Source organism: Corynebacterium nasorum (genome assembly GCF_030229765.1).
Taxonomy (GTDB): Bacteria; Actinomycetota; Actinomycetes; order Mycobacteriales; family Mycobacteriaceae; genus Corynebacterium; species Corynebacterium kefirresidentii.
In genome coordinates, this window is sequence record NZ_JASPGY010000002.1 from 171,502 (window position 1) to 197,435 (window position 25,934).

Consider the following 25,934-nt stretch of genomic DNA (forward strand, 5'->3'; position numbering starts at 1 on the left):
AGCGCTGAACCGCGAGGTCCATCAGGCTAAAGGGCATGAACTATGTAGAAATTCCCACGCACTTACCCGATTATGTCCGTTCCCTGCTCTCACGGCCTCCGCTGCCACCGCCGACGGCCGCGCTCGATACCGCCTGCCGGACCGCGGACGCGCTGGAGCGAGCCCGGTCAGCTTGGTCCAGCACCGTGTCCGCAACTGAGGATGCCACGGCCGAGCAATTGCGCTCCGTCGCGGACTTCCTCAACACCGCCGCCGGGGTGGATTCCCAGCTAGGCCAATCGCTAGGAGCCGCTCGATGACCCTCTCAGCGGCTCTAAGAAATGGCGCCAGCCAACTGCGCACAGAACGCTCTGAACTGCACGTTCGTTTTATAGATTCGCACCATGATTGGCTTAGTCTATCGCTGGGAGGGCCTGCTGGCGACGTCGCTCGGACCAGCTTGGCAGGCTTTACCGACTTGCTGGCACCGTCGTTGCACCAGATGGAGCACGTTGCCGCCACCCTTGACCGCCACGCCAACCTGCAGGCCCGCCGTGAGGAACTAGAAGATCGCATCATCGCATTCCTAGGTGAGATAGACGAGCATAATGTCGCGGCGGCCAGCGCCGCTGGGCTCCTATTAAGTCAGGTACGAGCATTGGGCGATTCCCTCGATTGGCTCTGTTCCCAAGAAATTGATGCCCTGTGTACGCCTGCTGGTGTTTCTCCTCCCGTGCGGTTTGAAGAATTTTCCGATCTACCTGTGGACACCATTCACGAGATTAACCTAGCCCAAGCCAACGAGCACGTGGCTCAGCTGGCCACGAAAAACCCAGATATGAAGGTATTAGAAGCAAGCGACGGACGGCTTGTTGCCATGGTGGATCCAGGCGAATTCCGGACCACGCCGGCATCGCTCACCACATTTGTCGAAGGAGTTCACTCCTCCGATCCAGAAACCTGGCAGCGCGCGGTGGACCGGGGCCGCAACTTGGCTAAAGCCAGCGGTGGGCCGACCGTGGTGTGGTTAGGCTACCAGGCGCCATCTTCCCTGCCTCGGGCAATTCATGCCGACCCCGCGCGCACCGCTGGCCAAGAGCTCGTCCGGTTTCAGCGCGCGCTTGGTGCGCGTTATCCGCAGGCCAAGCGCACCGTAGTGGGATATTCCTATGGTTCAGTAGTCACCGGGCACGCCGCTAAGGAGGACAAGATTGCTGATGACGTGGTGCTCGTCGGCAGCCCCGGAACCGGCGCTAGCCACTCCTCAGAACTCCATGGCCGCATCTGGGCAGCTACCAACGCGCACGACCCCATCGCCATTGCGACGGGGCCGCACGGCGGCATCCATGGCCCCGATCCCACCACGGATGCCTTTGGTGCCACTCCCCTTCCCGGCGCAGATGGCCTCCCTGGTGACCACGGCACCTATTGGGAGGACCCACGGTTCCTGCGCGGCCTAGGCCAAGTGGCACGGGCGCGCTAGGCCGCACGACATTGTGGAACCGCCTGCACAGATTTACCCGCGGGAGGTGTTTTAGAACAGGCCGGCCGGCTGATCCGAGTAGGAGACCAACATATTCTTAGTCTCCTGATAGTGGCCCAGCATCATCAAGTGGTTCTCACGGCCAAGGCCGGATTCCTTGTAGCCGCCGAAGGCGCTGTGCGCCGGGTAGTCATGGTAGTGGTTTACCCATACGCGGCCGGCCTGAATATCGCGGCCGGCGCGGTAGCAAATGTTTTGACTACGCGACCATACGCCTGCACCGAGGCCAAAGTTAGTAGCGTTAGCGATGGCAATCGCCTCGTCATAATCTTTGAACGTGGCTACAGAGAGTACTGGGCCGAAGATCTCCTCCTGGAAGATGCGCATGTCATTATTGCCCTTAAACACGGTGGGCTCAATGTAGTAGCCCTTTTCCAAGCCTTCTACCTTGTTCACGTGGCCACCGATGAGGGTCTCCGCGCCTTCCTGCGGGCCGATCTCCAGGTATTGCTTAATCTTGTCCATCTGCTCCTCGGAAGCCTGCGCGCCCATCATGGTTTCCGTATCAAGTGGGTGGCCAATCTTGATCTTCTTCACGCGCTCAATGGCCAGCTCCAAGAATTTATCCGCAATGTCCTCGTGCACCAGGGCGCGGGATGGACAGGTGCAGACCTCACCTTGGTTGAGGGCGAACATAACGAAGCCTTCAACGCACTTTTCCAGGTAGGAATCATCTTCATCCATGATGTCTTTAAAGAAGATAGATGGGGATTTACCACCCAGTTCCAGGGTGACGGGGATGACCTTGTCTGCGGCGGCTTTGTTGATGATCTTGCCCACTGGAGTAGAGCCGGTGAAGGCAATCTTGGCAATGCGGTCCGAGCCAGAGAGTGCCGCGCCTGCCTCCTCACCTAGTCCGTTGACGATATTGAGCACGCCAGCAGGGAGGAGGTCACCGATAATATCCATGAGAAGCAGGATTGAGGCAGGGGTTTGCTCCGCTGGCTTCATAACAATGCAGTTACCTGCAGCCAGTGCGGGCGCGATCTTCCAAGCGGCCATGAGCAGCGGGAAGTTCCACGGGATAATCTGGCCCACTACTCCGAGCGGCTCATGGTAGTGGTAGGCCACGGTGTCCTGGTTGAGCTGGGATAGGCGGCCTTCTTGGGCGCGGATGGCGCCGGCAAAGTAGCGGAAGTGATCTACGGCGAGCGGAATATCGGCGGCAAGGGTTTCGCGCACAGCCTTACCGTTCTCCCAGGTTTCAGCGACCGCGATCTTTTCCAGATTTTCCTCGACGCGGTCCGCTATGCGGTGCAGGAGCAATGCGCGCTCGGCTGGAGTGGTTTTGCCGAAGGTCTCGAAGGCTTTTTCCGCGGCGTCGATAGCCAGGTTGATATCGGCTTCTTTGCCGCGAGCTACCTGACAGAATACCTCGCCGTTGACCGGACTGATGTTGTCCATATATTCGCCGTCGACGGGTGCTACCCACTGGCCGCCAATGTAGTTGTCATAGCGTTCGCGGTAATCGACGATGGAGCCTTCGGTTCCCGGAGCTGCGTACAGGGTCATGGTGCGTGTCCTTTCCTGGAGAATACGAGGATCATCGGTGGTACATGACACTCGTTATGGTTTATGTGCCATAGGTCACCTTTGTGTTGAATATACTAACCCCAAACTTTGCAACGCGCACTGATTGCAGCTATCCCCTTTGCAAGCCTTAACATCACACCGTCACTGTGCAGGCAGAAGAAAACCCCGCAGCCAGCGGCGACGCTGGCTGCGGGGCGGGATGTACTCGTCTGCAGAGTAAGAATTAGTCCTGACCGTTACCACGGCCGCGGGCGCGTTTACGCTCGCGCGCGGTACGCGGACTCCACATCACCACGGAGGTAGACCGAGGGACATGGACAAGTTCGCCGCTGCGCTGCGGGCGGCGCCCGGCGGCCTGTTCGCGCAGGGTCCGAACCTCTTCAGCTAGGGCGTCGCGCTCGGCTTCAAGGCGATCGCGTTCCTCGGTCAGCTCGATGATGGACTTGATTCCGGCAAGATTGACGCCATCGTCTTGGGATAGCGCTTGAATCTTGCGCAGCAGCTCGATGTCGCGGTCGGAATAGCGGCGGCCGCCGCCACGGGTGCGAGCCGGGGAAACCAAGCCCATGCGGTCATAGGTTCGCAGGGTCTGGGCGTGCATTCCGGATAGTTCCGCGGCCACGGAAATCACATATACCGCGGTGCCGGAATCTTCTGCCTTTCCAGTGCTCATTCCTTAACACACCTCCTACCCTAAGCCTTCTCGGCGCCGGCCCAACCCGCACGCGGGTTGAAACCGGAGTCCTTTTCCGCTTGAGCATAGGTACGCAGGGCACTGGAGGCGGCGGCATCGAGCTTGGTGGGCACGGTGACCTGAACGGTAACCAAAAGGTCACCGGAGTTGCCCCCGCGCTTGGCGATGCCCCTTCCGCGCACCCTCAGCGTTCGCCCATCCGGCGTGCCGGCGGGGATCTTCACGCGTACCGGGTTATCCAAGGTAGGAACTGCGATGGTATCGCCCAAGGCCAGCTCCGTGAAGGAGACCGGGACGGTAACGTGCAGGTCATCGCCTTCTCGAGTGAAGACCTTGTCCGGTTTGACGGTTACCGCCACGAAGAGGTCACCGGCTGGAGTGCCGTTCGGGCCGGCTTCGCCCTGACCAGCAAGGCGAACCTTTTGGCCGTCAATGACGCCGGCAGGGATGCGCACGGTGATATTGCGGGTGCGATGAACCGTGCCGGTACCGTGGCAGTCCTTGCACGGGTCCGTGATGCGGCGGCCGGTGCCATCGCAATCCTTGCAGGGGGCGGAAAAGCCGAAGGCGCCGCGGTTTTCAGAGGTAAAACCGGTGCCACTGCAGGTGCCACAGGTAGAGGTCTTGCCGGATGCAGAACCCGAGCCGTGGCACGTGGTACACGGAGCATTTCCGCTCAGCGCTAGGGGGATGGTGGTTCCCTTGGCGGCCTCGCGGAACTCGAGGGTTATTTCCGTTTCGACGTCGGCCCCCCGCGACGGTTTAGCTGAGTGGCCAGCACCACCGCCGCGGTTGAAAACGCTACCGAAGATATCCCCAACACCGCCGCCCTGAGCCGCTCCTCCAGCGGATCCTCCGAAGAGGTCCGAGAGGTCGAATTCTTGCGCACCTTGTCCACCCATGCGCGTGGATCGAAACCCGCCGGGAAATCCGGCGCCTCCCATCCGTCCAAAGCCCCCACCGTTACGGAGCATGGCCTTGAACTGGTCGTATTCCTTGCGCTCAGAGGCATCGGAAAGCACGTCGTAGGCTTCCGCCACCTTTTTGAACCTTTCCGCTGCTGCGGGGTCGTCGGGGTGGGTATCGGGGTGGTTTTCGCGTGCTAGCTTGCGGTAGGCACGCTTAATTTCATTCTGTTCTGCGGACGAGGAGACCCCCAGATCCGCATAATAATCTTTGTCTGCCCATTCGGGTTTAGCGCTCACTGGGCATCTCCTCCTTTCAAAGAGAATCGATAAAGTTAAGTAAAAGGGCGCCGCGGGAAGGTCAATCGTCAGTTCCCAGGGCGCCCTTTATGTTATTTACTCGGAATCTTCCGAGCCGCTGGACTCATCGCTGGGGTCCGCGATGATGACCAGGGCATTGCGGACGAGCCTGTCGCCCACACGGTAGCCCTTGCGCAACACGGTGCCCAGCACCTGCTCATCGCCTGAAGACAAGTCCTGCACGGCCTCGTGAACCTCCGGGTCGAAGGCGTCGCCTTCTTCGCCAAAGGCGGCAAGCTCGTGCTTTTCCAGCGTGCTGTGGAGCTTATCCGCAAAAGCCTTGAGCGGGCCTTCCAAGTCACCGTGTTCATCGGCCAGTTCCAGGTCATCAAGGACAGGCAGAAAATCTGCGATGACCTTGGCCTTGGCGGTCTCGATTACGGCTTGGCGGTCGCGCTCGGTGCGGCGGCGGTAGTTGGTGTATTCCGCATTCAGACGCTGTAGGTCTTCCGTGCGTTCTGCCAACTGTGCTTCCACATCGCTGACGCCGTTGCCAGCGGGCTCTTCACCCGCGGCCTCGGCCTCTACCTCATCAGCGTTGACGTCTGCCAGCGCTTCTTCAAGGTCAGCATCGAGAGTGGGATCCAGCTCGGCTTCTTCGGTGGCATCAGCCTGCGCTTCCTGCGCGGCCTGGGCCTCCTCAGCCTGCTCGGCAGCAGCCTCAGCGCGGTCAGCCGAGGTAGCCTCCGGATCCGTGTTTTCCGGGTCGCCTGGGTTATGCGGCATTCCGCTGTCCTGAGTCATTACTTATTGCCATCCTTATTCTCATCCTCGTCAACTACCTCAGCGTCGACGACGTTCGGGTCACCCTGAGCAGCGCCAGCATCAGCCGCGCCCTCAGCACCAGCCTCAGCAGCCTGTGCTTCGTAGATCTGCTTGCCCATCTCCTGGGATTCGGTGGACAGCTTCTCCACTGCGGACTTGATGGCCTCGAGGTCATCGCCCTTCAGAGCCTCATCAACGGCGCCAGCAGCCTCGGTAACCTTGGTCTTAACATCCTCGGATACCTTGTCAGCATTGTCGTCCAAGAACTTGCGGGTCTGGTAGGAGGTGGACTCTGCGTTATTGCGCAGCTCCTGCTCCTCGCGGCGCTTCTTGTCCTCTTCGGCGTGCTGCTCAGCATCCTTGACCATGCGGTCGATTTCTTCCTGGGACAGGCCGGAACCATCCTGAATCTTGATGGTGTTTTCCTTGCCGGTGCCCTTGTCCTTTGCAGTCACGTGGACGATGCCGTTGGCATCGATATCGAAGGTGACCTCAATCTGCGGAACACCGCGCGGTGCCGGAGCAATGCCGCCGAGCTCGAAGGAGCCGAGGAGCTTATTGGCAGTAGCCATCTCGCGCTCACCCTGGAAGACCTGAATCTGCACGGAAGGCTGGTTGTCTTCTGCGGTGGTAAAGGTCTCGGACTTCTTGGTCGGAATGGTGGTGTTGCGCTCGATGAGCTTGGTCATCACGCCACCCTTGGTCTCAATGCCGAGGGACAACGGGGTGACGTCAAGAAGCAGCACGTCCTTGACCTCGCCGCGCAGAACGCCTGCCTGCAGGGCAGCGCCTACGGCAACAACCTCGTCCGGGTTAACGCCCTTGTTGGCATCCTTACCGGTGAGTTCCTTGACCAGGTCCGATACGGCCGGCATACGGGTGGAGCCACCAACGAGAACAACGTGGTCAATATCGCCGACGGAAAGGTCAGCATCCTTGATGACCTGGTTGAACGGAGCCTTGGTGCGATCCAGCAGATCCTGGGTGATCTTCTGGAACTCGGTGCGGGTCAGGGTCTCGTCCAAGAACAGTGGGTTCTTATCGGAGTCAACCGTGATGTACGGCAGGTTGATATTGGCCTGCTGGGAGGAGGACAGCTCAATCTTTGCCTTCTCTGCAGCCTCGCGCAGACGCTGCACAGCGCGCTTATCCTTGGTCAGGTCAACGCCCTGGGAGGTCTTGAAGCGGTCTACCAGCCAGTCAACGATGCGCTGATCCCAGTCATCGCCACCCAGCTCGTTATCGCCGGCGGTTGCCATAACCTCAACCACGCCATCGCCGATTTCCAGCAAGGAGACGTCGAAGGTGCCGCCACCCAGGTCAAATACCAGGATGGTCTGCTCCTGCTCGCCCTTTTCCAGGCCATAAGCCAAAGCGGCTGCGGTTGGCTCGTTGACAATACGGAGCACGTTCAGGCCTGCAATCTGGCCAGCTTCCTTGGTGGCCTGGCGCTGTGCGTCCTCGAAGTATGCAGGAACGGTGATAACGGCGTCAGTAACATCCTCGCCAAGGTAAGCCTCCGCGTCGCGCTTCAGCTTCATCAGTGTGCGGGCGGAGATCTCCTGGGAGGTGTAGTCCTTATCGTCAATGTTGATCTTCCAGTCAGAGCCGATGTGGCGCTTGACGGAACGAATGGTGCGATCAACGTTGGTTACCGCCTGGTTCTTGGCGGACTGGCCCACCAGAATTTCGCCGTTCTTTGCAAAGGCAACGACGGAAGGCGTGGTGCGAGAGCCCTCGGAGTTAGCGATAACGGTGGACTCGCCACCTTCCAGTACGGAAACGACGGAGTTCGTCGTACCAAGGTCAATACCTACTGCGCGTCCCATGATTTCTTCTCCTTTTATCTTGGGGTAATTAATAAAGTTGATTGTCAGTGACTCAACTTCTCGTTGTGTCCGAGCGCTACTATAACAGAACTTTCACACCCAGTCACACAACCTTGAGCCTGTGTCACTCAATCTCTACAACGGTCAGCCTACAAAAGTTATTCCCCAAGACTCAACTTTTTCTCAAATGTCCCACTTTTACCAGCTCACCGCCGCTCTTTCCGACGCCCACTTTCCCACCCCTGCCCATTAACCCCCTCCCCCACACAGCCTCATACCCAAACGGAGATCCTTAAACATCTCTAAGAGGATCCAAAAGTTACCTCAGAAAGGATCCAAAAGAGGATTGGCGGCGCGCCCCCACTGCCGCATACTAGGAATCACAGCAGTTAAGAGCTGCTACCCCAGAGAGAGATTGTAGTTTTACTCCGCCTATCCGAAAGGAATGTATATGTTCGATTCCCTAGTAGACCTCAGCTCCGCCATCGACTTCGAGGCACTCGTCAAGGGCATCAAGGGCCTCGTCGAGGCTTCCTCCGAGTCCAACACCGACTCCGAGGGCCTGTCCTCCGTATTCGAGGGCCTGTCCTCCAAGGATGACGCAGAGGCTGCTGCAGAAGCTAAGTAATTAGCACTCTGCACTCCTTCATGAAGACCAGCTAAACCCCCTCACCTTCTACCTCCGCACGGAACCCACCACAAGGAACCGCGCACGAAGGTGCGGGGGTTTCGCTGTTTTCAATCGCTGCTCTACGTTCGCTGCACCCGCACCGCTGTACATAGACTAGGGAGATAAACCCCGTTGAGCCTTAGCAACCAGGAAGCGTGGACCGCATCGTGCCGAAATCTTCACAGCCACCCATCTACCAGCGCATCCGCGCGGCCATGACTCTGCAGCGAACCGCCGCGTTAACTGCAGTGATTTGTGTGACGTTGACGTTACTCGGCGCTTTCTTTACTCCCACCGAGCACCAGTTATCTGCTGCCATCTTTGGCTTGGTTCTAACTGTCGTTACCACCTTAGCTTTCCGCCGCCCAATCACGATGTCAGTAGTCTTTGTTGCCGTATGGATGAGCTCGACATTCGCTGTGGGCACTCCTTACCTCTGCTATATTTTTTTAACCCCAATTTTCATTGCCGTCATCGCTTATCACGGCAAAAATTGGCAAACCTTTGCAGTCGGTGCTGTCTTTTGGGCGGTCGGCCTTATCGATCCCGGCACCGCAAAGATCAGCGTTAATCCTGCTGCCGCTTTTGCTTGGGCAATGTTTATTGGAGTCGGTGCAGTAATTGGCGCGACTTTCGCGCACTCTGCGCAGCGATACAAAACAGCCATGGTCGAGTGGAACGCCGACGTACAACGGCGACAATCAGATCTCGCCGAAACTCTCCATAACTCCGTGGTCTCGAGCCTTACTGTTAACACGATGCAGCTAGAAGCCCTAAGCCTCGAATATTCCAAAGACCCGAAACTCGCTAAACGCTTAGATGAGCTTAGCGATTCCATGCGCTCATCAATGTCCGAAGTGCGCGCACTAACTAAGGTTCTCCGAAACAATATCGAAGGCGTTTCCGACGGAATAAGCTTCGGTTCCACCACCAAACCTGATAGCTTTGCCCAGCTTCTTTCCCAGGAAGAAACCCGCCTTTCAAGGCTCAATCGAAAGCCACTTGTGGAGGTAAGCGCCGAGGATTTTGCCCCGCATTTTCCTCCGAAAACACTGGACTCCATCGCTGCCATCACCACGGAAGCCTGCTTGAATGCCGTGAAGTACTCACCCGCAGGCGCTGAAATCGTAATCTCGGTGCGACCTCACCTCGGTTGGACCGTCATAACAATCACTAACCCAGTATCTAAGCCCACAAGCACTAACGCTGACATGTCTTCGGGTATCGGCATGACATCAATGTCGCGTATTGCGGCGACAATTGACGCTCGTGTCGATGCTAAGCTTGAGCACAATCAATGGGAGCTTTCGCTTTTCCTTCCACCCTCTACCCAAAAGGCTGGTTAGCTTCGACACGTCGCCTAGCAAACCTAGATGGCGTACACTAAGCTATCGCTTGTTTCTGACTAAAGCAGACTTTATTAAAGGATTCCGCATATGCAGGCCGCACTTGCTAGTTTTCTCGCTCCATTTTTGCTGTCCTCTTCTCTTTTGGGAGGACTAACGCCGGGCGATCTTTCACCCACCACTGAATATCAATCGCCGGTCGATATGGTCTTTGGTTGCCCGTCGCCGTGGTGCCCGAAGTAAAAACTTCCCTTTTGGTCGTCGATGACGACCCACTTGTCCTCGAAGCATTGGGGCGTTACTTCGCCTCGGCCGAGGACATGGAGGTGCGCGCCACCGCAGAAAATGGCAAGGTCGCCCTCGATATATTGCAAGAGCAAGACTTTGACGTCATTGTCGCGGACATCCATATGCCCGAGATGGATGGCACTACCCTCTTGCGCGAGGTCAACAAGATGGAAGCCCCGCCGGTCTTTGTCGCGATGACCGCGATGGACAATGATGAGACCCTCAAAGAGGTCATGTCCAATAAGGCTGCAGCCTATATTTTGAAAAGCTCCAAGCCGGTCTACATCTTGGATACCGTGCGCGAGGCTGTACGCGGCGGCACGGTTGTCACCCCGCAATCCCTCACCCGCTTATTTGAGCAACTTCCCGATTGGAACACTGAGGGAAGCGATGCTGATGTGGCCGCCGCAACCGCAAGAATTAAGGACAACCACCATATCTCGCCTGCTTTAGAGCAGGTTCTGGACCTGGTCTGCCAAGGCAAGTCCAATGAAGAAATTGCCAAGAGCACACACTACGCACCGGGCACGGTGAAGAAATATGTATCTACCCTGCTCAGTGAATTCCATGCCAAGTCCCGCCTCGAACTGGCGGTGAAGGCGCTCAAGGCCGGCTACGGTTCTTAGCCCCCGATTGTTGGACAATCCGGGGGTGGAATACCCCCGGATGTGTCAATACCCCCTCTAAACCCCACATGCTGGGGTTTATTTTTTGTTTTTCTACCCCCGTCCGTCATTTCCCAAAGGAGACTAGCATCACGTTTGACACTTCCCTATAATTACGGCAACACCAAACTTCATAGTATTTCCTAGGCAACAATAGGAACCTGAACCTGCAGGGTTGCCGCACGTCAGAGCGCTATACCGCTCACGTTTCTTCCTCTGCCCCTATAGTCACGTCATAGAAAGCAGGTGAGTGTTGAACACCAACCTGGCGCGCGTTCGTCGCAGCAGCGATAGGCCCCCCGTCCGCATTCGTCCCGCATAAAGGCCCGCTGAACATCGCATTTCACCACGAATCTCTGCGACCCTCACATTGCTTCGCGCGCACCCGCGTGTTCGCCCCTCACCCCGCTTGCACCCTGCAGCACCACATAGCTCACCGCTCACCATCCAGACGCCGTATCGCCCAGCAATTCCAGACCGGCGCAGATACATCTACCTTCACTCCCGAGTGAAAAGTGGTGTCTAGGATGTGACCCGTTTGAAATAGAGGTAGAACCCATATGACTTCTCCTGCAAATACCCGCTTGTCCATCTCTGATGATGTGGAAGCAGTCCTGCCCGCAGCGATTAGCCGCGCCCACGACTGGTTGAAGTCCACTGCGGACGAAGAAGATAAGGCCACCGAACAGCTCGCGGACCTGCTGCGCGATGACGACGGCGTGAAGTTCACCATGGACTTCGTCGACCGCGTCATGCGCCCAGAAGATGACAAGGTTGCCGCACACGCGCTGAAGGATATTTCCTCCCACTATGACCCGTCGTTCCTGGGCAGCATCAATGGTGCGCTCGTTGGTGCCGGTGGCTTCTTCGGTCCAATCCTGCCCAACCTGGTCATGCCGGTTGCCCGCCTGTACATGCGCAAGATGGTTGGCCACTTGGTTCTGGACGCCGAGTCTGATGCACTCAACAAGATTCTGGACAAGGCCGCCGAATCCGGCGAACAGCTCAACCTCAACCTGCTGGGTGAGGCCGTGCTCGGTGAGGAAGAGGCAAAATCCCGCGCGCAGCGCACCCTCAAGCTCATCCAGAACCCACGCGTAACCTACGTTTCGGTCAAGGCTTCCTCCATGGTGGCCCAGCTTAACCACTGGGATATCGATGGCTCGGTAGAGCGCCTCAAGGAGCGTCTGCGCCCGCTGTATCAGGCTGCTGCCGACCGCACCGACAAGGTCTTTATCAACATGGACATGGAGGAGTACCACGATCTCCACCTGACCATCCGCCTGTTCAAGGAGCTGCTCAGCGAGCCGGAGTTCCTCACCCTAGATGCCGGCATCGTGCTGCAGGCTTACCTGCCAGATACCTTCGATGCGCTCAAGGATGTCGCTGACTTTGCCAAGGAGCGCGTGGCCAAGGGCGGCGGCAAGGTCAAGGTGCGCATTGTAAAGGGCGCGAACCTATCCATGGAAACCGTGCAGGGCGAGGTCCACGATTGGCCGCTGGCTACCTACACCAACAAGCTCGACGTAGACGCCAACTACTACCGCCTACTGGATTTCATCCTGCGCGAAGAGTACGCCGATAGCGTCCGCATCGGTGTAGCAACCCACAACCTCTACACCGCAGCTATGGCCTATGAGCTGGGCAAGAAGCGCGGCGTACTACACATGATGGATTCGGAGATGCTGCAGGGTATGTCCCCAGCGCAGCAGGCAGCGGTGCGCAAGGTCTTTGACGGCCGCCAGATCCTCTATACCCCGGTGGTTCATGCAGACGACTTCGACGTCGCCGTGTCCTACCTGGTGCGCCGACTAGAGGAGAACTCCGCGCCGCAGAACTTCCTCTACGCTCTCTTTGCCCCAGGCGAGGAGCCGCTTGCGGACCAGGAAGAGACGTTCCGTCGGGCCGTCGCCAAGCGCTGGGACACCTTCGCTGGCGCCCGCCGCACCCAGAACCGCCTCGAGGAGGATGGCCGCCAGGCACCGCGCACCGGCCGCTTTACCAACGAGGCTGATACTGACCCGGCTCTCGCCCCGAACCGCCAGTGGGCGCAGGAAGCGCTCAAGCGCAACCCGGGCGAGCACGGCATCGCGGAGGTAACGGACCCAGCAGCAGTAGAAAGCCATATCGCCTGTGCCAAGGAGCTCGGCACCGAGTGGGGTAAGCGTCCTGCCGCCGAGCGCGCCGCGGCCCTCGAGGCAGTCGCGGACGAGATTGCTTCCCAGCGCGGCAAGTTCATCTCCGTGGCCGCATATGAGGCCAATAAGACCGTTACTCAGACCGACCCTGAGGTCTCTGAGGCGATTGATTTCTGCACCTACTACGGCCAGTCCGCGCGCCTGCTGGAGGAGTCTTACTCCCAGTTCACCCCGCACACCGTCACCGTGGTAACTCCGCCATGGAACTTCCCCATCGCCATTCCCACCGGCGGCATTGCGGCATCCTTGGCGGCCGGCTCGGCGGTCATCGTCAAGCCAGCCCCGCAGGTGGTTCACTGTGGCAAGCTCGTGGTGGAAGCCTTCCGCACCGCCCTCGAGGCGCAGGGCCTCGATCCGGATCTGGTGCAGCTGGTGCTTACTGATGAAGCCGAGGCCGGCAAGGCGCTGCTCTCCCACGATGATGTAGACAATGTCATCCTCACCGGTGCGTCCGATACCGGTGCGCTCTTCCGTTCCTGGAAGCCCAAGATGAACATCATGGCAGAGACTTCCGGCAAGAACGCGCTCATCATCACCCCAGCGGCAGACCCCGACTTGGCCATCGATGACCTCTATAACTCCGCTTTCGGCCACTCCGGACAGAAGTGCTCGGCGGCCTCCCTGGTTATCTTCGTCGGCGCGGCAGGCAAGTCCGAGCGTCTGCGCACCCAGCTATTGGATGCTGTCAAGACCCTGAAGCCGGGCCCGGGCTTTGATATCACCACGACCATGAACGGCTTGGCCGAGGAACCGAGCGAGAAGCTCCTGCGCGGCCTCACCCAGCTCGAACCGGGTGAGAAGTGGCTACTCAAGCCGGAAAAGCTCAACCAGGAAGGCACCCTGTGGTCCCCAGGCATTCGCGATAATGTGCAGCCGGGCTCCTGGTACCATAAGAACGAGTGCTTCGGCCCCATCCTCGGCATCATGTATGCCGATACTTTGGAAGAGGCTATTGCCTGGCAAAACGACACCGGCTACGGCTTGACCGGTGGCATCCACTCGCTTGACGACGCCGAGATTGAGTACTGGATCGACAACGTTGAGGTGGGCAACGCCTACGTCAACCGCGGCATTACCGGTGCGATTGTGCAGCGCCAGTCCTTCGGCGGTTGGAAGAAGTCCGTCATGGGCCCGGGTGCTAAGGCCGGCGGCCCGAACTACGTGGCGCAAATGGGTGAATGGGCCGATGGCGAGCTCAAGCCGCGCAACGTGGACATCGCTCCAGCTAGCCTCGCCGCGCTGCACCGCCTGCGCGAAAACCTCTCCGGCAAGCTCACCGAGGACGACATCACCTGGCTGTGGCGCGCCGCTGAGCTGGACCAGTTGGCTTGGCAGGAAGAGTTCGGCCGCAATCACGACCGCACCGGGTTGGTCTCTGAGGCCAATATCTTCCGCTACCGTCCACTGCTGACCAAACTGCGCGTGCGTGTGGGCGAGGGCTATGCGCTGCGCGAGGTGGCTCGCCAGGTGCTGGCCGCCGCCATCACCGGTACCGCAACGGAAATCTCCGCTACCCCGGAGGTTGCCACCCAGCTGCAGGACCTCGGTTTCGATGTCAAGGCCATTACCGACGAGGCTTTTGCCACCGACGTGGCCAATGACCCCTCCTCCCGCGTGCGCGCCTTGGGCACCGTGCCGGATTCCATCTACGAGGCCGCAGTGCGCTCCAACTCCGTGGTTCTGGACCAGCCCGTGCTTGCCGACGGCCGTCGTGAGCTCATTCCTTACCTCCTTGAGCAGGCAGTCTCTGTAACCATGCACCGCTTCGGCATCATCCGCAACGTAGGCAACCTGCGCGAGGAGTAATCTCCCGCCGCATTTAAGGCATTCCCTGGAGGTAGCGTCCCGCCCGTGGGCCGCTACCTCCTTTTCGTATATGCGCTGCACGTTTTATGTGGCATAGTGGTAAGCAATGTCTACGTCACATAATTCATCTTCCCGCGACGAGGCCCAGCGCCCGTCTGCGCAGGAACAAGGCACCGCAACGCAGATTCAGAAGCCAGGCGAGGAAGATTCGCATACCCTAGTCGCTTATGATGATGCGCATCTCGGTGCAGAAGCCGCCAGCGAGCACCCCGCTGAGCGCGATGATAAGTCTGCCATCCTGGCCAAGGACTTCCGCACCATGGCCAAGGTCTCGGTGGTCTTTATACTCATCGTCGCCGGCCTGGCCCTGGCGGGCTATTTGCTCAAGTTCATTTGGGTAGGCCTGCTCCCTGTCCTGCTCGCCATCCTTGTCTCCACGGTGCTTTATCCAGTCAGCGCCTGGCTGCGCGGCAAGGGATTCCCGCGCTCGCTCGCGGCGGTGAGCACTTTGCTCGGCCTCATCATCATCTTCTGCGGCGTCTTTGCCGCCATGGCCCCGGTTGTCACCAGCCAGAGCCAGACGCTCATTAACCAAGCCGAAGATGGCATTAACCAGCTGACGGACATGGTGGAAAAATCCCCCATCGATATCCAAAGTGACCAGCTGCAATCCGTACTCCAAGACGTGGTCAAGTTTGCCAAGGGCCAAGCCTCCACCATCGCCACCGGCGTTATCTCCGGCTTTTCCATGGCCAGCTCCATCGTTGTGGCCGCACTGATTATGCTATTTGTCACCTTCTTCATCATCAAAGACGGCGACAAGTTCCTGCCTTGGCTGCGCAAGTACACCGGCAACTCCACCGGCTGGCACGTTACCGAGCTCGGCGCGCGCATCTGGAAGACCCTGTCCGGCTTTATCCAGGCGCAGGCCGCGGTGGCCATGGTGGACGCAGTTCTCATCGGCCTTGGCCTATGGGCTCTGCAAGTTCCGCTAGCACTCGTCATCGCGGTGGTGACTTTCTTCGCCAGCTTCATACCTATCATCGGTGCTGTCACCGCCGGTGCTTTGGCAGTTATTATCGCCTTGGTATCCAATGGACTAACCAACGCGCTTCTTGCTTTGGCAGTTATCATCATCGTTCAGCAAGTAGAAGGCAACGTCCTCCAACCATTGCTGCAGTCCAAGGCCATGGGCCTGCACGCCACGGTCGTCCTACTCTCTGTGACCGTTGGCTCCACCCTGGCCGGCATTGTAGGCGCATTCCTCGCCGTCCCCGTGGCCGCAACCATTGCCGTTGTCGTGCGCTACCACGCCGAAATGGCTGCACTGCGCTCCGGGGAGGTCGATCCTTCAGATATAGACATCATCACCGGCTCCAAGGATGATCCTGAAGACTTCAGCGACGTCACCTACGAACACGACGAGACTCCACGCGATAAGGTAGAGCAGCTCTACCAGTCCATGAGCCCGCTGAGCTAAGACTCAGCCGCAAGCGCGCCGGCCCTCCGCCGGCGCGCTTTAGTATTTAGCGCAGAAAACCTAGGTCCGTAGCGGCCGAGGCGAGCTGGCGCGCGCCACGGTCGAGGACGTTGGCCCACGTACCCTTAGACTCCTCATTCGCAGAATCAGATACCTGCTTGAGCAGGGTGCAGGGCACGTCGAAGCGCTGGCATACTGCGGCAATGGAATAGCCTTCCATGTCGCAGAGCTGGGATTTTTTGGCCAGCTCAGTGCGCAGGGCGGTATCGGAGACAAACATATCGCCCGTGGCCAGCCCACGAACCGGCAAGCGGCCGGAGGTTTCCAGCTCGATGACCTCTGGCAGCAGGTAGCGGTTGATATCGGTAAGCACCTCGAGCTTAAAGTCGTGTTTGGTGACCTTATCTACTTCAAAGACGCCAGCCATGCCGTCGACAAGCGCTCCGGCCGTGCCGATATTGACCACGCGCTCGGGAAGGGCGCCGTTAGCGCGGGCGTCGGCAAGAGCCTCCGTTAAGGCAATGGCCGCCGGAACCGTGCCGATTCCAGTAATGAGCAGGGGCTCGCCCTCCGGGATGTGCGCGGCCTCCGCATCGACAGCGGCGACGAAAAGGGTACGTCCGTTGAGATTCTCCATGCCTGCGAGAATACCTGCCCTCCCTAATCGAAGTTCAACGTGCGGTTCTTCTGGCGCAGGCGAATCGTAATATTCTTCTGGCCAGCACCGAGTGCGATAATTTTCCCGCTGAGCACGCGCGCGACCGCCAGGTCGGCCTCCGTGGGGGCTTCGGCGGCCACCTGTGCCGTGGGTAGCCAGGCGTCGCGCGGATCAGGCGCGCCAAGGTGAATGAGCCGCTCGCGCTCCACGTCAATCCAATAGCCTTCAGTGGCCATAAAGCGATCGTGGCTCCCATCGAAGGAATCGCGGCGCCACCCGCCCTCGGCCACCCGAAAGACATACGGGCAATACCCAAAGCGCGAGGGCACGATATAGCGCGTCTGCGGGCTCACGCGCCAATGGCCGCGCGCGGAGCTCCAGACTTGGCGGTAGGTATCAGCCAGGCTCATACCCAGCCGCAGGCGCTGTTGCCGGTCCTCGTCTAGCCCCGCATCTTCTACCTGCGTATTTAGCTCTCCGAGCCGCGTTGCATCTGCCACGTACATGCCCAGCCATGCCTCCTCCGGCGTCGTATACGGCCCGGTGATATCGCGGTGAAAGGACCCCGGAATTGCTTTATACGCATCCTGGGGCAGGCGCTGGCGCGCGGCAAAAGCCCACAGCCGCGGATGCCCCATGCGGTAGAGCATCACCGTCGCCCGTGGCAGGCGGTCATGCACCTGTTGGCGTGTCAAGTAATCACCTGCACTGATGCGCCGCAGCAGCTGCTTGGCGACGTCCCCCTCCACCTTCTGCTCCACTCCCGGCGCGACCTCCATATCCGGCAGTTGGCTAAGCAGCATCAGATCGATGATGTCTCCCAAATCAAAGACCTTATTCAATTCCGACTGCGCTTCGGAGCCAAAAGCCTCGATGGCGTCATAGCCTAGGGCCCCACCCAAGCGGCGGATGAGATCCGGGGACACGCTCACCCGGTTGCGAGTTGCATGTAATTCCGCAGCGTTCAGATTGCGGTCCAGCCCCACGAGGGCTCCTTTCTCCCCCTCATCGGGGAAATAATTTTTGGTCATGCTTGGGATTAAGCCGGACATTGGCCTTTGTGGAGTTCTTTCATTGCGTCCCTTTCGCGTAGCAAGAACATGGTTAAGAAGCCTTCCTAGGGGATCTTGGGACTCCTCCGCTTCACCACCATTGATTCCTGGCCGCCCAACAGATGACAACCTTAATCCCTAAGGTTTACATCGTGAAAGACACGTTAGGTTGCAAATACCCCTTTCATAGTCTGATTCGAGAGAATTCTTGCAACTCATATGGCTATAGTATGACACGGAATGATTCTTAGTCATTCCCTTTTCTTTCGCATTTCTCTCTCTGGACAGCGCACAAAGGAGCATTACCCTTGAACGACAAGAATTCCTGGGGTTCATCAGATTCAACCCCGTATTCAGATTCAAACGAATCTGCCTCCCCTGTACAAGACCCCGGTACAGGAACAAGCACCGGCTATTCAGGCAAAGGCAAGCGCACCGCAATTATTGTCGTTGCCGCCCTAGCCGTTATCGCGCTGATTGCGGGCATCACGTGGGCGATTACCTCCCCAGGAGACTCCGATACAGCATCCAAATCAGCTTCTGCTTCCTTCACGCAGGAATCAACGCCGGATCCTACGGCCGATCAGGATACGGAGAGCACCACACCGACCACCAAGAAGAAGTACACCATCGTCGACGACCCCGAGTACACAAAGCAGCAGAAGTGTGGCGAAATGGCAGACGTTTCCCGCGACCAGATTGCTCACGCGGTGACCGTCTTCTGTAACGACGACTGGCTGCTCCTCACCCAGAAAAACGGCTCGTTATATTACCTCTATTCTTGGTCGGGTGACTCATGGATCTCACACGATGGCGAGTATCCAGGCTCGAACACCGACTGCTATGACCGTGACAAGCTGCTCGAGGGCGGCTTCCCGGAGGAACATGTCGATGACCTACCTCTGTGTTCCCCTCAGGAACTTGAGGACGCGCAGCAGGAAGAGGAGCTCAAACCGGGCTATCTCGGAGAGCTCTGCGACGGAAGCTACATCCTCATCGTTGACAGTGTGCTTGTACCGCACGACGAGCTCATCACACCGTACGTCGACCAAGCGCTTGCCCAGCATCCCGGCGCAAAGTCGATGCCGGGACTTGCTTGCAATTCCTTGCGCTCCGAAGTCGATGGCAAGGAGGTCTTTGCCATTTACTACGACGCCGGACATAGCGTGGACAAGGTCTGCGAGCTCAAGGCTAAATACGGCGGCAATGCCCGATCCCTCAATAACGACGCAGATTTCTCTGACCCCTGTTAACTCACGTCCTCTTATTCCCTATCGCTTCCACTTGCCTCCCCTACGTTTTCCACCGTGCACCTGAAAGGACTCGCCCGTGGCTCATTACAATCTCTACGATTCTCTCTCCCTCGACCCCTCCGCAGACTCTTCCCAGCTGGTAGCTGAAATCGACACCAAGCTGGCGCAACTAAGCCCCGACAACACGGCAGCCCGCGACGAGCTCACCACCGCTCGAAAGATCTTCTCTGTTGAAAACCGCCGGGCGAAGTATGACGAGGAACTCGCCAGTCCCACCGGCCCAGAAGTAAATATCGCGCGCATTCGCGATATCGCAGCTCTACCTGCTGCAAGTGCTACCGATTCCTCTAACCCTGCCGCCAAGCACGCAGCACCATCCTCGGAAGCAACCGGCACCTACACTCCGGCACCCGGATACACTGCGGCACATACCCCGCAGCCACAACAGGGCTGGCCTGCCCACACCGCCAGCCAGCAGGCTTCCTCCAATAATACCGGTTTCAGTAGCTCCAAAAAGCAATTCACCGTTGACTTCAGCAATGTTTCTTTCCCGGTCGCCCCCGCACGCCAACGCTGCCAGTCCATCATGTGGTGCGTGATTTGGGGAATCCTGCTGCTGATGTGGCTGATAGCCGGTATTCGCGGCCTATCCCTGGCTAACACTGCTGGCGACACCACCGCAATGAGCCTGCTTTTTGATTCTTCTAATCTCGAAGCGAGAACCGCTGACTTCGCGGCCGCGATACTAAAGACCCTTATCGCGACTCCGCTCCTGCTCGTACTGGGCGAGTTCATCTGGTCCATTCGCAAGACCATGGGTCTGAAGGCAGCGGATGATGCCTAAGCGCCCACTAATGATGTGCAGTTTGCTTGCGGTCCTAGTCCTCACCGCCTGTACTGCCGAATCTCCAGAATCCACGCCACAAGAGCCCTCGCTAGCCACTGCGACGATGTCGACAACAAAAGAAGTCAACGATGCCCAGCAGAAAGAAAAATCCTCTACCCCTGCTGCAAAGGAAGAGAAATCCACTCAACCGGTGCCACCGAACGTCCTCTTAGACGACGAAGATCCCACTTCCGAAGCGGAAGCCGCGCCAGAACCCGCCACGTCTTGCGGTTCTGATGATGCACAGTCCGCTTTTGCTCAGGGCGTATCGCAGGTGCCCCTGTGGGGCACCATTGGCTGGGAGCTTTTCGATTCCTCCGGCTACGATCCCTGTGCATCTCTATCGTGGGAAACGCTGATGATTGAGGGAGGAACCAGTTCTTCACCCTTCCACATCATGCTGTTTAATCACGGCGAATACCTGGGCACTGCAACGGCCAAGCCCTATGGCTTCGCCCCCACCATTGAACGAGTGAGCGATTCCGAAATCGCGGTAACCTACCACTGGCCGCGCGAAGGCGAAGGCAACGCGAACCGCTCCGGTACGACTGACGCTGGCTTCCGCTGGGATGAAGGCCAGCAAAAGGTCATCATGTCCGGCGACGTGCCGCCAACGTCTGTAGGCAGCTAGAGGTGTAATCAATCCACCGCTCTTACCCGCCCCCTGGCCTCTGAAGAATTTCTCGCAGGCGTCAGGCATGATTTTTTCAGCTGATGTATTTTCGCACTATGAGCAAACAACAAATTCACCAGCACATCGCAGTTTTTGGTCAGGCTGGAAGCGGAAAGACAGTCCTTCTTTCCTCACTCTTTGGCCGCCTCCACGAGCCATCGACTATCCATAAGAACGGGTACAGATTCCTAGCGGACGATTCTGCGCGCGGAAATAAACTGCTCCAAAAATACTTGGGAATGAAGGAGCAAGCCCAAGCTCCGATGCAGGATAAGTTTGTTTCCTCTCCATTCGGCTTTAAATTCGTCCCGGAGTCACAGCCCTTGGACGCGAAGAAGAAGACTTCGCACATTGGCATTACTTGGCATGACTATCCAGGCGAATGGTTCGAGTCCGAGGTCAGCTCTGAAAGCGAAAGAAATGATCGGGTTCATACTTTCCACCAATTGATCCAATCAGATGTCGCTCTGGTTTTGGTTGACGCACAAAAGCTGCTCGACCACGAAGGCGAAGAAGAGCGCTACCTCAAGTCACTTTTCGGCACCTTCCGGAACACATTGCTGGGCATTAAATCCGACATCATTGCTGACAATGAACGGCTGGAGCAGTTTCCCCGCATCTGGGTTATCGCGCTTTCTAAAGCCGACCTCATGCCGGAGTTGGATGCGCACAGGCTCCATGAACTCGTCGTTCTTCATGCCGCTGATGAACTGAACGCGCTGCGCAAAGTTTTGGCAGATTTCGTCAACGGCGACGAGGCTCTATCCGTCGGAGAGGACTACATCGTCATCTCTTCAGCTGAGTTCAAGAACGGCACAATTGATTTAGAAAAGCACAAAGGCGTCGACGCCTTGCTTCCGCTATCTACGATTTTGCCTATCCAGCGCTACCAGCGGTGGAATGTATTGCGCCTTCTCCCGGCTGGCCTAGCGGACGAAAAGATCGTGAAGAGGGGGCTTGGCATAGCCCAAACAGCTCTCGCGATGCTTGGCAAAGTAAACAAGATGCCATTCAATTTCCTAGCGAAGGCTCAAGGAATCGCTGGCCTGGTTGATCCCCTCATGTCTGCGGCCATTCCGGTAATTGCCGAGGCTCGAAATAATGCGGTGGAAAAGCATGCATTTAAGGAATTGTTGCTTACAGATTTCGTGATGAAATTGCGCGAGAGCATCGATAACGACATTCTCGAAAGGTCGCCGCGATGGAAATAATCTGGGCTACGCGAGGCAAACACTGGGGCCATAAGTTCTTACTCGATGGCGGCTATAAGGACCCATTGCCGCCATATCTTGAGGCATTTTCGGGCTTTGAAAACTCCCGCCACGTGTTTGAGCGCTGCAATGGACACTTGGCATTAAGGTTTCCAGATCCAGAAGAACGCCATGATGAATCAGGTCGCTTGATTTACCACGACCTAGTTATCAGCGGCCATGCCATTACCGATGCACGCTCCTACGACGAAGCATGCTCTTTTATGTGGCCCTTGATTGCGGACGAATATAGCAAGCTTTGGAATGCAGAAAACTAGAAAAGAATCTGGGCTCTTTAAACAGTTAATCGCCGCCGTGAATATCAAGACCTTATCCCCAGAAGAATAATGAAGATGACTGATGGCTGGAATTCAACAGAATTCGCGGAGAAGATGAACTTCCTGCTAAAGCGATACTACGCAGGAGACAATGGGCTTTCTCCGGCTGCAGTAGAACTTCGGGCGGTGTGGAGAACAGCGGGACTCGCCTACGCCATTTTCACAGTCTCGAATCTGAGAGGGATTGCGTACGTGGGATTGGAAATGACAGTTCTTCCGGGACCTGGTTCCGCCATATCCGAAGAAGAAACCGCTATAGAAGGCTGGTTGGACCGATTAGCCGGAGATACGCTGGCCAGCGCTTTGGACTACAACAAAGACGACAAAATCCAATGGCAGGGAAAGGTCGCCGGCAACACTCCAGAATTTTTCTCAGAGCTAGGCCCCGCTGTGGGAGAAGTATTCTGCCCATAAGTACCAAAAGCCTAGAGGGGGCGCGGCAGCCAAGAAGTGTCGGCGTTCTAGGCTTTCGCGGGGAACTAGGAGCAGGTTATCGTGGCCCAAAACGTAGCCGAAGGAGAGATCGGAATGAAGGAAAAGACGTTTCAGCAGAAATTCGGCGTTTTCCTGCTTGTGGCGGCGGCTCTCCTATTGATTCTAAACCTGACCGTAGCAGAAACTACGGTGCTGGGGATCTCCTCGCCACTGCTGCTCGGGATCACGGGCATCATTATGATGCGCGGTGAGAAGAACAGCAGCGGCACGAAGAACAACTAACGCAGGCGGTGGCCCACGAATCCGGCGGCGAGGGTGTTGCCGGAAGATTGGTCGATGAGCAGGAAGTTGCCCACCGCGCCGCGGGCGGCGTAGTCCTCGACGGGGAGCTCGGCTTGGGTCTGGATGGTGATGTGGGCGATGTCGTTCATGGCGACGACCTCAGGGTCCTCCACATCGGAAACGCCATCGAGGTCCAGGGTGTGGGTGATGGCGGCGATGCGGGCCTTGACTAGGGAGGAACCGTAGCGCAGCTTGAGCATCTGGCCGGGCTTGATGTCCTTTTCGGTCAGGCCCACCACGGTGGCATCGAATTCGCGGGTGGCCGCGGGGCGCTGGGGACCGGCGAGGAGATCGCCGCGGGCGAGATCGATGTCGTCGGCAAGCAGGAGCGTCACGGAGTCGCCGGTGGCGGCGGAGTCGGCGGGACCGTCGGCAGTGTCTATCTGGGTGACGGTGCTGGTGCGTCCCTCGGGCAGGTGAACCTCATCGCCTACCGAGATGGAGCCTGCCTTCACGCGGCCGGCGTAGCCGCGGTAATCGGAGGCGTGCTCGCGGATGACGTACTGGATGGGGAAACGGAAATCCAGCTCATCGGCGCGGCCAGTAGCCACGGGGACGGTCTCGAGAACCTCGAGGACAGTCGGTCCGGTATACCAGGGCATATTAGAGGAACGCTCGACCACGTTATCGCCCTTGAGCGCGGAAATCGGCACCACGGTGGTATCAGTGATGCCCAAGCGCGCGGCGATCTGGTTGAACTCGGACTCGATATCGCGAAAGACCTGCTCTTCATAGTCCACGAGGTCAATCTTGTTCACCGCGAGGACCACGTGGCGCACACCAAGGAGGGCGGCGACGTTGAGGTGGCGGCGGGTTTGTTCGACGACGCCATGGCGGGCGTCGATAAGAAGCACCACTACCTGGGAGGTAGACATGCCGGTGACCGTATTGCGGGTGTACTGCACGTGCCCCGGGGTATCGGCGAGGATGAAGGTGCGCTTATCCGTGGCGAAGTAGCGATAAGCCACGTCGATGGTAATGCCCTGCTCGCGCTCGGCCCGCAGACCGTCGACAAGCAAAGAGAGGTCCATGCCGTCGAAGCCGCGGTCGGTGGAGGTGCGCTCCATGGACTCCACCTGGTCTGCAAGCACGGACTTGGTGTCATAGAGCAGGCGGCCGACGAAGGTGGACTTGCCGTCATCGACGGAGCCGGCGGTGCACAGGCGCAGGGTATCGCGCTGCTTGAGGGCGCCGACATTCGGCGCGAGGGTGGTCGTCATCAGAAGTAGCCTTCCTTCTTGCGGTCCTCCATGGCGGACTCGGAGAGTTTGTCATCGGCGCGGGTGGCACCGCGCTCAGAAAGGGTGGAAATGGAAATCTCCGCCAGCACCTCATCCGGCGTCGATGCGGTAGATTCCACGGCGCCGGTGCAGGACATATCGCCCACGGTGCGGTAGCGCACGGTGCGGGTTTCCAGCTCCTCCCCCTCGGCCGGGCCGCCCCATTCACCAGGGGCTAGCCACATACCATTGCGCTTGAATACCTCGCGCTCATGCGAGTAGTAAATGGAGGGCAGCTCCAGTTCGCGGGCGCCGATGTATTCCCAAATATCGGACTCGGTCCAGTTGGAAATGGGGAATACGCGAACGTTTTCGCCGGTCATTTTGCCGCCGTTATACAGATCCCAGAGCTCGGGGCGCTGGCGGCGAGGATCCCAGCCGCCAAAGGAATCGCGGATGGAGAAGATGCGCTCCTTGGCACGGGCGCGCTCCTCATCGCGGCGGGCGCCACCACATACGGCGTCATACTCGCGCTCGGCGATGGTCTCTACCAGCGGCACGGACTGCAGCGGGTTGCGGGTACCATCGGGACGCTCCTGGAGGTCGCCGCGGTCGATCCAATCCTGGACGCGGGCGACGTGCAGGCGGGCACCGGATTCTTCCACGAGGCGGTCGCGGAAGTCGATGACCTCGGGGAAGTTATGCCCGGTATCGACGTGGAGGAGCTCGAACGGAACCGTGGCCGGAGCGAAGGCGCGGCGGGCCAGCTCGAAGACAACGACGGAGTCCTTGCCTCCCGAAAAGAGGATGCCTACCTTGTCGAATTGGCCGGCCACCTCACGCAGGATGTGGATAGACTCGTTTTCAAGGTCTTTGAGGTGTGGGGAAAGTGTGCTCATTATTCGTGTAACCCGCATTCTGTCTTGCCGTCTGCAAATACGCGCCCGGATCGGGCATCTTCGCCTTCGCCAACTGGGAAGGTCAGCGGGGCGCAGCCGATGGAGCGGTATCCCTGCAGGGTGAGTGGGTGGATGATGAGGTCGTTGTCCTCGATATAGCGGTCCGTATCGTCTAAATCCCAGGTGATGATGGGCGATATCTTCAATCGTCCGGTGCGATCCAAGCTCAGCGCCGGGGCGGTGGCGCGGTGCTCGGAATCGGCGCGGCGCAGGCCGGTAACCCAGCCGGCATACGGGTCCATCGCCATATTTAGCGGTTCCACCTTGCGCATGCGGTTATAGGCCGCGGTATCGCGGGCATACAGGCGCGGGCCGTAGACCTCGTCTTGTTCTTCTGGGCTCAATAGCGGCAGCACCCGCACTAGGGGCAGGTCCCGGTAGCGCTTTTCTACCTCATCGGCCACCTGGAGGGTTTCCGGGAAGTGCCAGCCAGTATCGATGAAAAGCAGATCCGCATCGAGCCCGGCGCGGTGGGCGAGCTCGGCCAAGACCGTATTTTCCATGGACATGGTCACCGCAAGGCGGCCGGGAGCGTGCTCGGCGGCCCATTCGGTGATGGTTTCGGCAGAGGCATCGTGCAGCTTATCCGCCCACTGGTCTACCAATTGCTGGTTGCGCGCGGCTACCTCGGCGTCCAGCGGCGCGGTATCCCGCGTGCCTTCCGGGGAGATGCTGGGGTCACGGTAGTTCTTGCCACCGTCCAGCAGGTTCGTTGTTGGGTTCATGCCGTCACACATTAGGCAAAACCCCAAGGCGGTGCAGGAGATTATGCGCGAAAAGCCGCTGAGCTTGGCGGGAGGTGCGAAT

The 25,934-nt window shown here is 58.4% G+C and carries 24 protein-coding genes; 14 read left to right on the forward strand and 10 right to left on the reverse strand.

What is annotated here, in order from left to right; genetic code table 11:
* Positions 1-35: 35 nt before the first annotated feature.
* Positions 36-299 carry a hypothetical protein gene (locus QP904_RS02710; protein WP_284835489.1) on the forward strand — a complete coding sequence of 88 codons (264 nt, stop codon included), beginning with the start codon at positions 36-38 and terminating at the stop codon, positions 297-299.
* Positions 296-1,462 (forward strand): alpha/beta hydrolase, encoded by a 1,167-nt coding sequence (locus QP904_RS02715; protein ID WP_284835490.1) that lies wholly within the window; start codon positions 296-298, stop codon positions 1,460-1,462. Before QP904_RS02710 ends, QP904_RS02715 begins: the two co-directional genes overlap by 4 nt.
* Positions 1,463-1,513: 51 nt before the next feature.
* Here the strand turns inward: QP904_RS02715 and exaC are convergent, their stop codons facing one another.
* The 5 genes from exaC to dnaK all read right to left on the reverse strand — a co-directional run bounded on the left by exaC (position 1,514) and on the right by dnaK (position 7,608).
* Entirely contained in the window at positions 1,514-3,034 is a 1,521-nt protein-coding gene (exaC, locus tag QP904_RS02720; RefSeq protein WP_200288584.1) for an acetaldehyde dehydrogenase ExaC, read from the reverse strand.
* Between the two features lie 244 nt (positions 3,035-3,278).
* Positions 3,279-3,728 carry a heat shock protein transcriptional repressor HspR gene (locus QP904_RS02725; RefSeq protein ID WP_023020004.1) on the reverse strand — a complete coding sequence of 150 codons (450 nt, stop codon included), beginning with the start codon at positions 3,726-3,728 and terminating at the stop codon, positions 3,279-3,281.
* 20 nt (positions 3,729-3,748) lie between these two features.
* Entirely contained in the window at positions 3,749-4,954 is a 1,206-nt protein-coding gene (gene dnaJ, locus QP904_RS02730; RefSeq protein ID WP_023020005.1) for a molecular chaperone DnaJ, read from the reverse strand.
* Between the two features lie 96 nt (positions 4,955-5,050).
* Positions 5,051-5,758, reverse strand: a complete 708-nt coding sequence (gene grpE / locus QP904_RS02735; RefSeq protein ID WP_034655552.1) for a nucleotide exchange factor GrpE — start codon at positions 5,756-5,758, stop codon at positions 5,051-5,053.
* Positions 5,758-7,608 carry a molecular chaperone DnaK gene (dnaK, locus tag QP904_RS02740; RefSeq protein WP_284835491.1) on the reverse strand — a complete coding sequence of 617 codons (1,851 nt, stop codon included), beginning with the start codon at positions 7,606-7,608 and terminating at the stop codon, positions 5,758-5,760. The genes grpE and dnaK overlap by 1 nt, the downstream gene beginning before the upstream one ends.
* A gap of 451 nt (positions 7,609-8,059) precedes the next feature.
* On the opposite strand from dnaK, the gene QP904_RS02745 reads away from it, so the two are divergent.
* From QP904_RS02745 to QP904_RS02765, 5 genes are all read left to right on the forward strand, one after another.
* Entirely contained in the window at positions 8,060-8,236 is a 177-nt protein-coding gene (locus tag QP904_RS02745) for a hypothetical protein (RefSeq protein ID WP_239206754.1), read from the forward strand.
* Positions 8,237-8,433: 197 nt separating this feature from the next.
* On the forward strand, positions 8,434-9,624 hold the full coding sequence (locus QP904_RS02750) for a sensor histidine kinase (RefSeq protein WP_284835492.1): 1,191 nt from the start codon (positions 8,434-8,436) through the stop codon (positions 9,622-9,624).
* A gap of 215 nt (positions 9,625-9,839) precedes the next feature.
* Positions 9,840-10,538 carry a response regulator transcription factor gene (locus QP904_RS02755; RefSeq protein ID WP_239206758.1) on the forward strand — a complete coding sequence of 233 codons (699 nt, stop codon included), beginning with the start codon at positions 9,840-9,842 and terminating at the stop codon, positions 10,536-10,538.
* Positions 10,539-11,137: 599 nt separating this feature from the next.
* A complete protein-coding gene (locus tag QP904_RS02760) occupies positions 11,138-14,581 on the forward strand; it encodes a bifunctional proline dehydrogenase/L-glutamate gamma-semialdehyde dehydrogenase (protein ID WP_284835493.1) in 3,444 nt (1,147 codons plus the stop codon).
* Positions 14,582-14,687: 106 nt separating this feature from the next.
* Positions 14,688-16,061, forward strand: a complete 1,374-nt coding sequence (locus QP904_RS02765; RefSeq protein ID WP_284835494.1) for an AI-2E family transporter — start codon at positions 14,688-14,690, stop codon at positions 16,059-16,061.
* A gap of 46 nt (positions 16,062-16,107) precedes the next feature.
* Here the strand turns inward: QP904_RS02765 and QP904_RS02770 are convergent, their stop codons facing one another.
* Together QP904_RS02770 and QP904_RS02775 are read right to left on the reverse strand one after the other, a co-directional pair.
* Positions 16,108-16,698, reverse strand: coding sequence for a nucleosidase (locus QP904_RS02770; RefSeq protein WP_086588803.1), 591 nt, complete (start codon positions 16,696-16,698; stop codon positions 16,108-16,110).
* A gap of 23 nt (positions 16,699-16,721) precedes the next feature.
* Complete coding sequence (locus QP904_RS02775) at positions 16,722-17,750, reverse strand: hypothetical protein (RefSeq protein WP_284835495.1); 1,029 nt, start codon at positions 17,748-17,750, stop codon at positions 16,722-16,724.
* A gap of 329 nt (positions 17,751-18,079) precedes the next feature.
* Between QP904_RS02775 and QP904_RS02780 the strand changes: the two genes are divergently transcribed.
* The 7 genes from QP904_RS02780 to QP904_RS02810 all read left to right on the forward strand — a co-directional run bounded on the left by QP904_RS02780 (position 18,080) and on the right by QP904_RS02810 (position 22,888).
* Positions 18,080-19,024, forward strand: coding sequence for a hypothetical protein (locus tag QP904_RS02780; protein ID WP_284835496.1), 945 nt, complete (start codon positions 18,080-18,082; stop codon positions 19,022-19,024).
* A 76-nt stretch (positions 19,025-19,100) separates the two neighbouring features.
* Positions 19,101-19,868: a hypothetical protein gene (locus QP904_RS02785; RefSeq protein WP_284835497.1), complete on the forward strand. Its 768-nt coding sequence runs from the start codon at positions 19,101-19,103 to the stop codon at positions 19,866-19,868.
* Positions 19,858-20,541: an LppP/LprE family lipoprotein gene (locus tag QP904_RS02790; protein ID WP_316327438.1), complete on the forward strand. Its 684-nt coding sequence runs from the start codon at positions 19,858-19,860 to the stop codon at positions 20,539-20,541. Before QP904_RS02785 ends, QP904_RS02790 begins: the two co-directional genes overlap by 11 nt.
* 98 nt (positions 20,542-20,639) lie before the next feature.
* Positions 20,640-21,794 carry a TRAFAC clade GTPase domain-containing protein gene (locus QP904_RS02795; RefSeq protein WP_284835498.1) on the forward strand — a complete coding sequence of 385 codons (1,155 nt, stop codon included), beginning with the start codon at positions 20,640-20,642 and terminating at the stop codon, positions 21,792-21,794.
* Positions 21,785-22,111 (forward strand): hypothetical protein, encoded by a 327-nt coding sequence (locus QP904_RS02800; protein WP_284835499.1) that lies wholly within the window; start codon positions 21,785-21,787, stop codon positions 22,109-22,111. The genes QP904_RS02795 and QP904_RS02800 overlap by 10 nt, the downstream gene beginning before the upstream one ends.
* 75 nt (positions 22,112-22,186) lie before the next feature.
* Positions 22,187-22,585 carry a hypothetical protein gene (locus QP904_RS02805; RefSeq protein WP_239659043.1) on the forward strand — a complete coding sequence of 133 codons (399 nt, stop codon included), beginning with the start codon at positions 22,187-22,189 and terminating at the stop codon, positions 22,583-22,585.
* 81 nt (positions 22,586-22,666) lie between these two features.
* Positions 22,667-22,888 (forward strand): hypothetical protein, encoded by a 222-nt coding sequence (locus QP904_RS02810; RefSeq protein WP_284835500.1) that lies wholly within the window; start codon positions 22,667-22,669, stop codon positions 22,886-22,888.
* Here QP904_RS02810 and cysN read toward each other — a convergent pair.
* The 3 genes from cysN to QP904_RS02825 are packed head-to-tail and all read right to left on the reverse strand — an operon-like array spanning position 22,885 to position 25,852.
* The gene (cysN, locus tag QP904_RS02815) at positions 22,885-24,168 is read right to left on the reverse strand and encodes a sulfate adenylyltransferase subunit CysN (RefSeq protein WP_284835501.1); all 1,284 of its coding nucleotides are present in this window, start codon (positions 24,166-24,168) and stop codon (positions 22,885-22,887) included. The two genes, QP904_RS02810 and cysN, sit on opposite strands and share 4 nt — an antisense overlap.
* The gene (gene cysD, locus QP904_RS02820) at positions 24,168-25,067 is read right to left on the reverse strand and encodes a sulfate adenylyltransferase subunit CysD (RefSeq protein WP_200288573.1); all 900 of its coding nucleotides are present in this window, start codon (positions 25,065-25,067) and stop codon (positions 24,168-24,170) included. Before cysD ends, cysN begins: the two co-directional genes overlap by 1 nt.
* Entirely contained in the window at positions 25,067-25,852 is a 786-nt protein-coding gene (locus QP904_RS02825; protein WP_200288572.1) for a phosphoadenylyl-sulfate reductase, read from the reverse strand. The genes cysD and QP904_RS02825 overlap by 1 nt, the downstream gene beginning before the upstream one ends.
* Positions 25,853-25,934 lie beyond the last annotated feature (82 nt).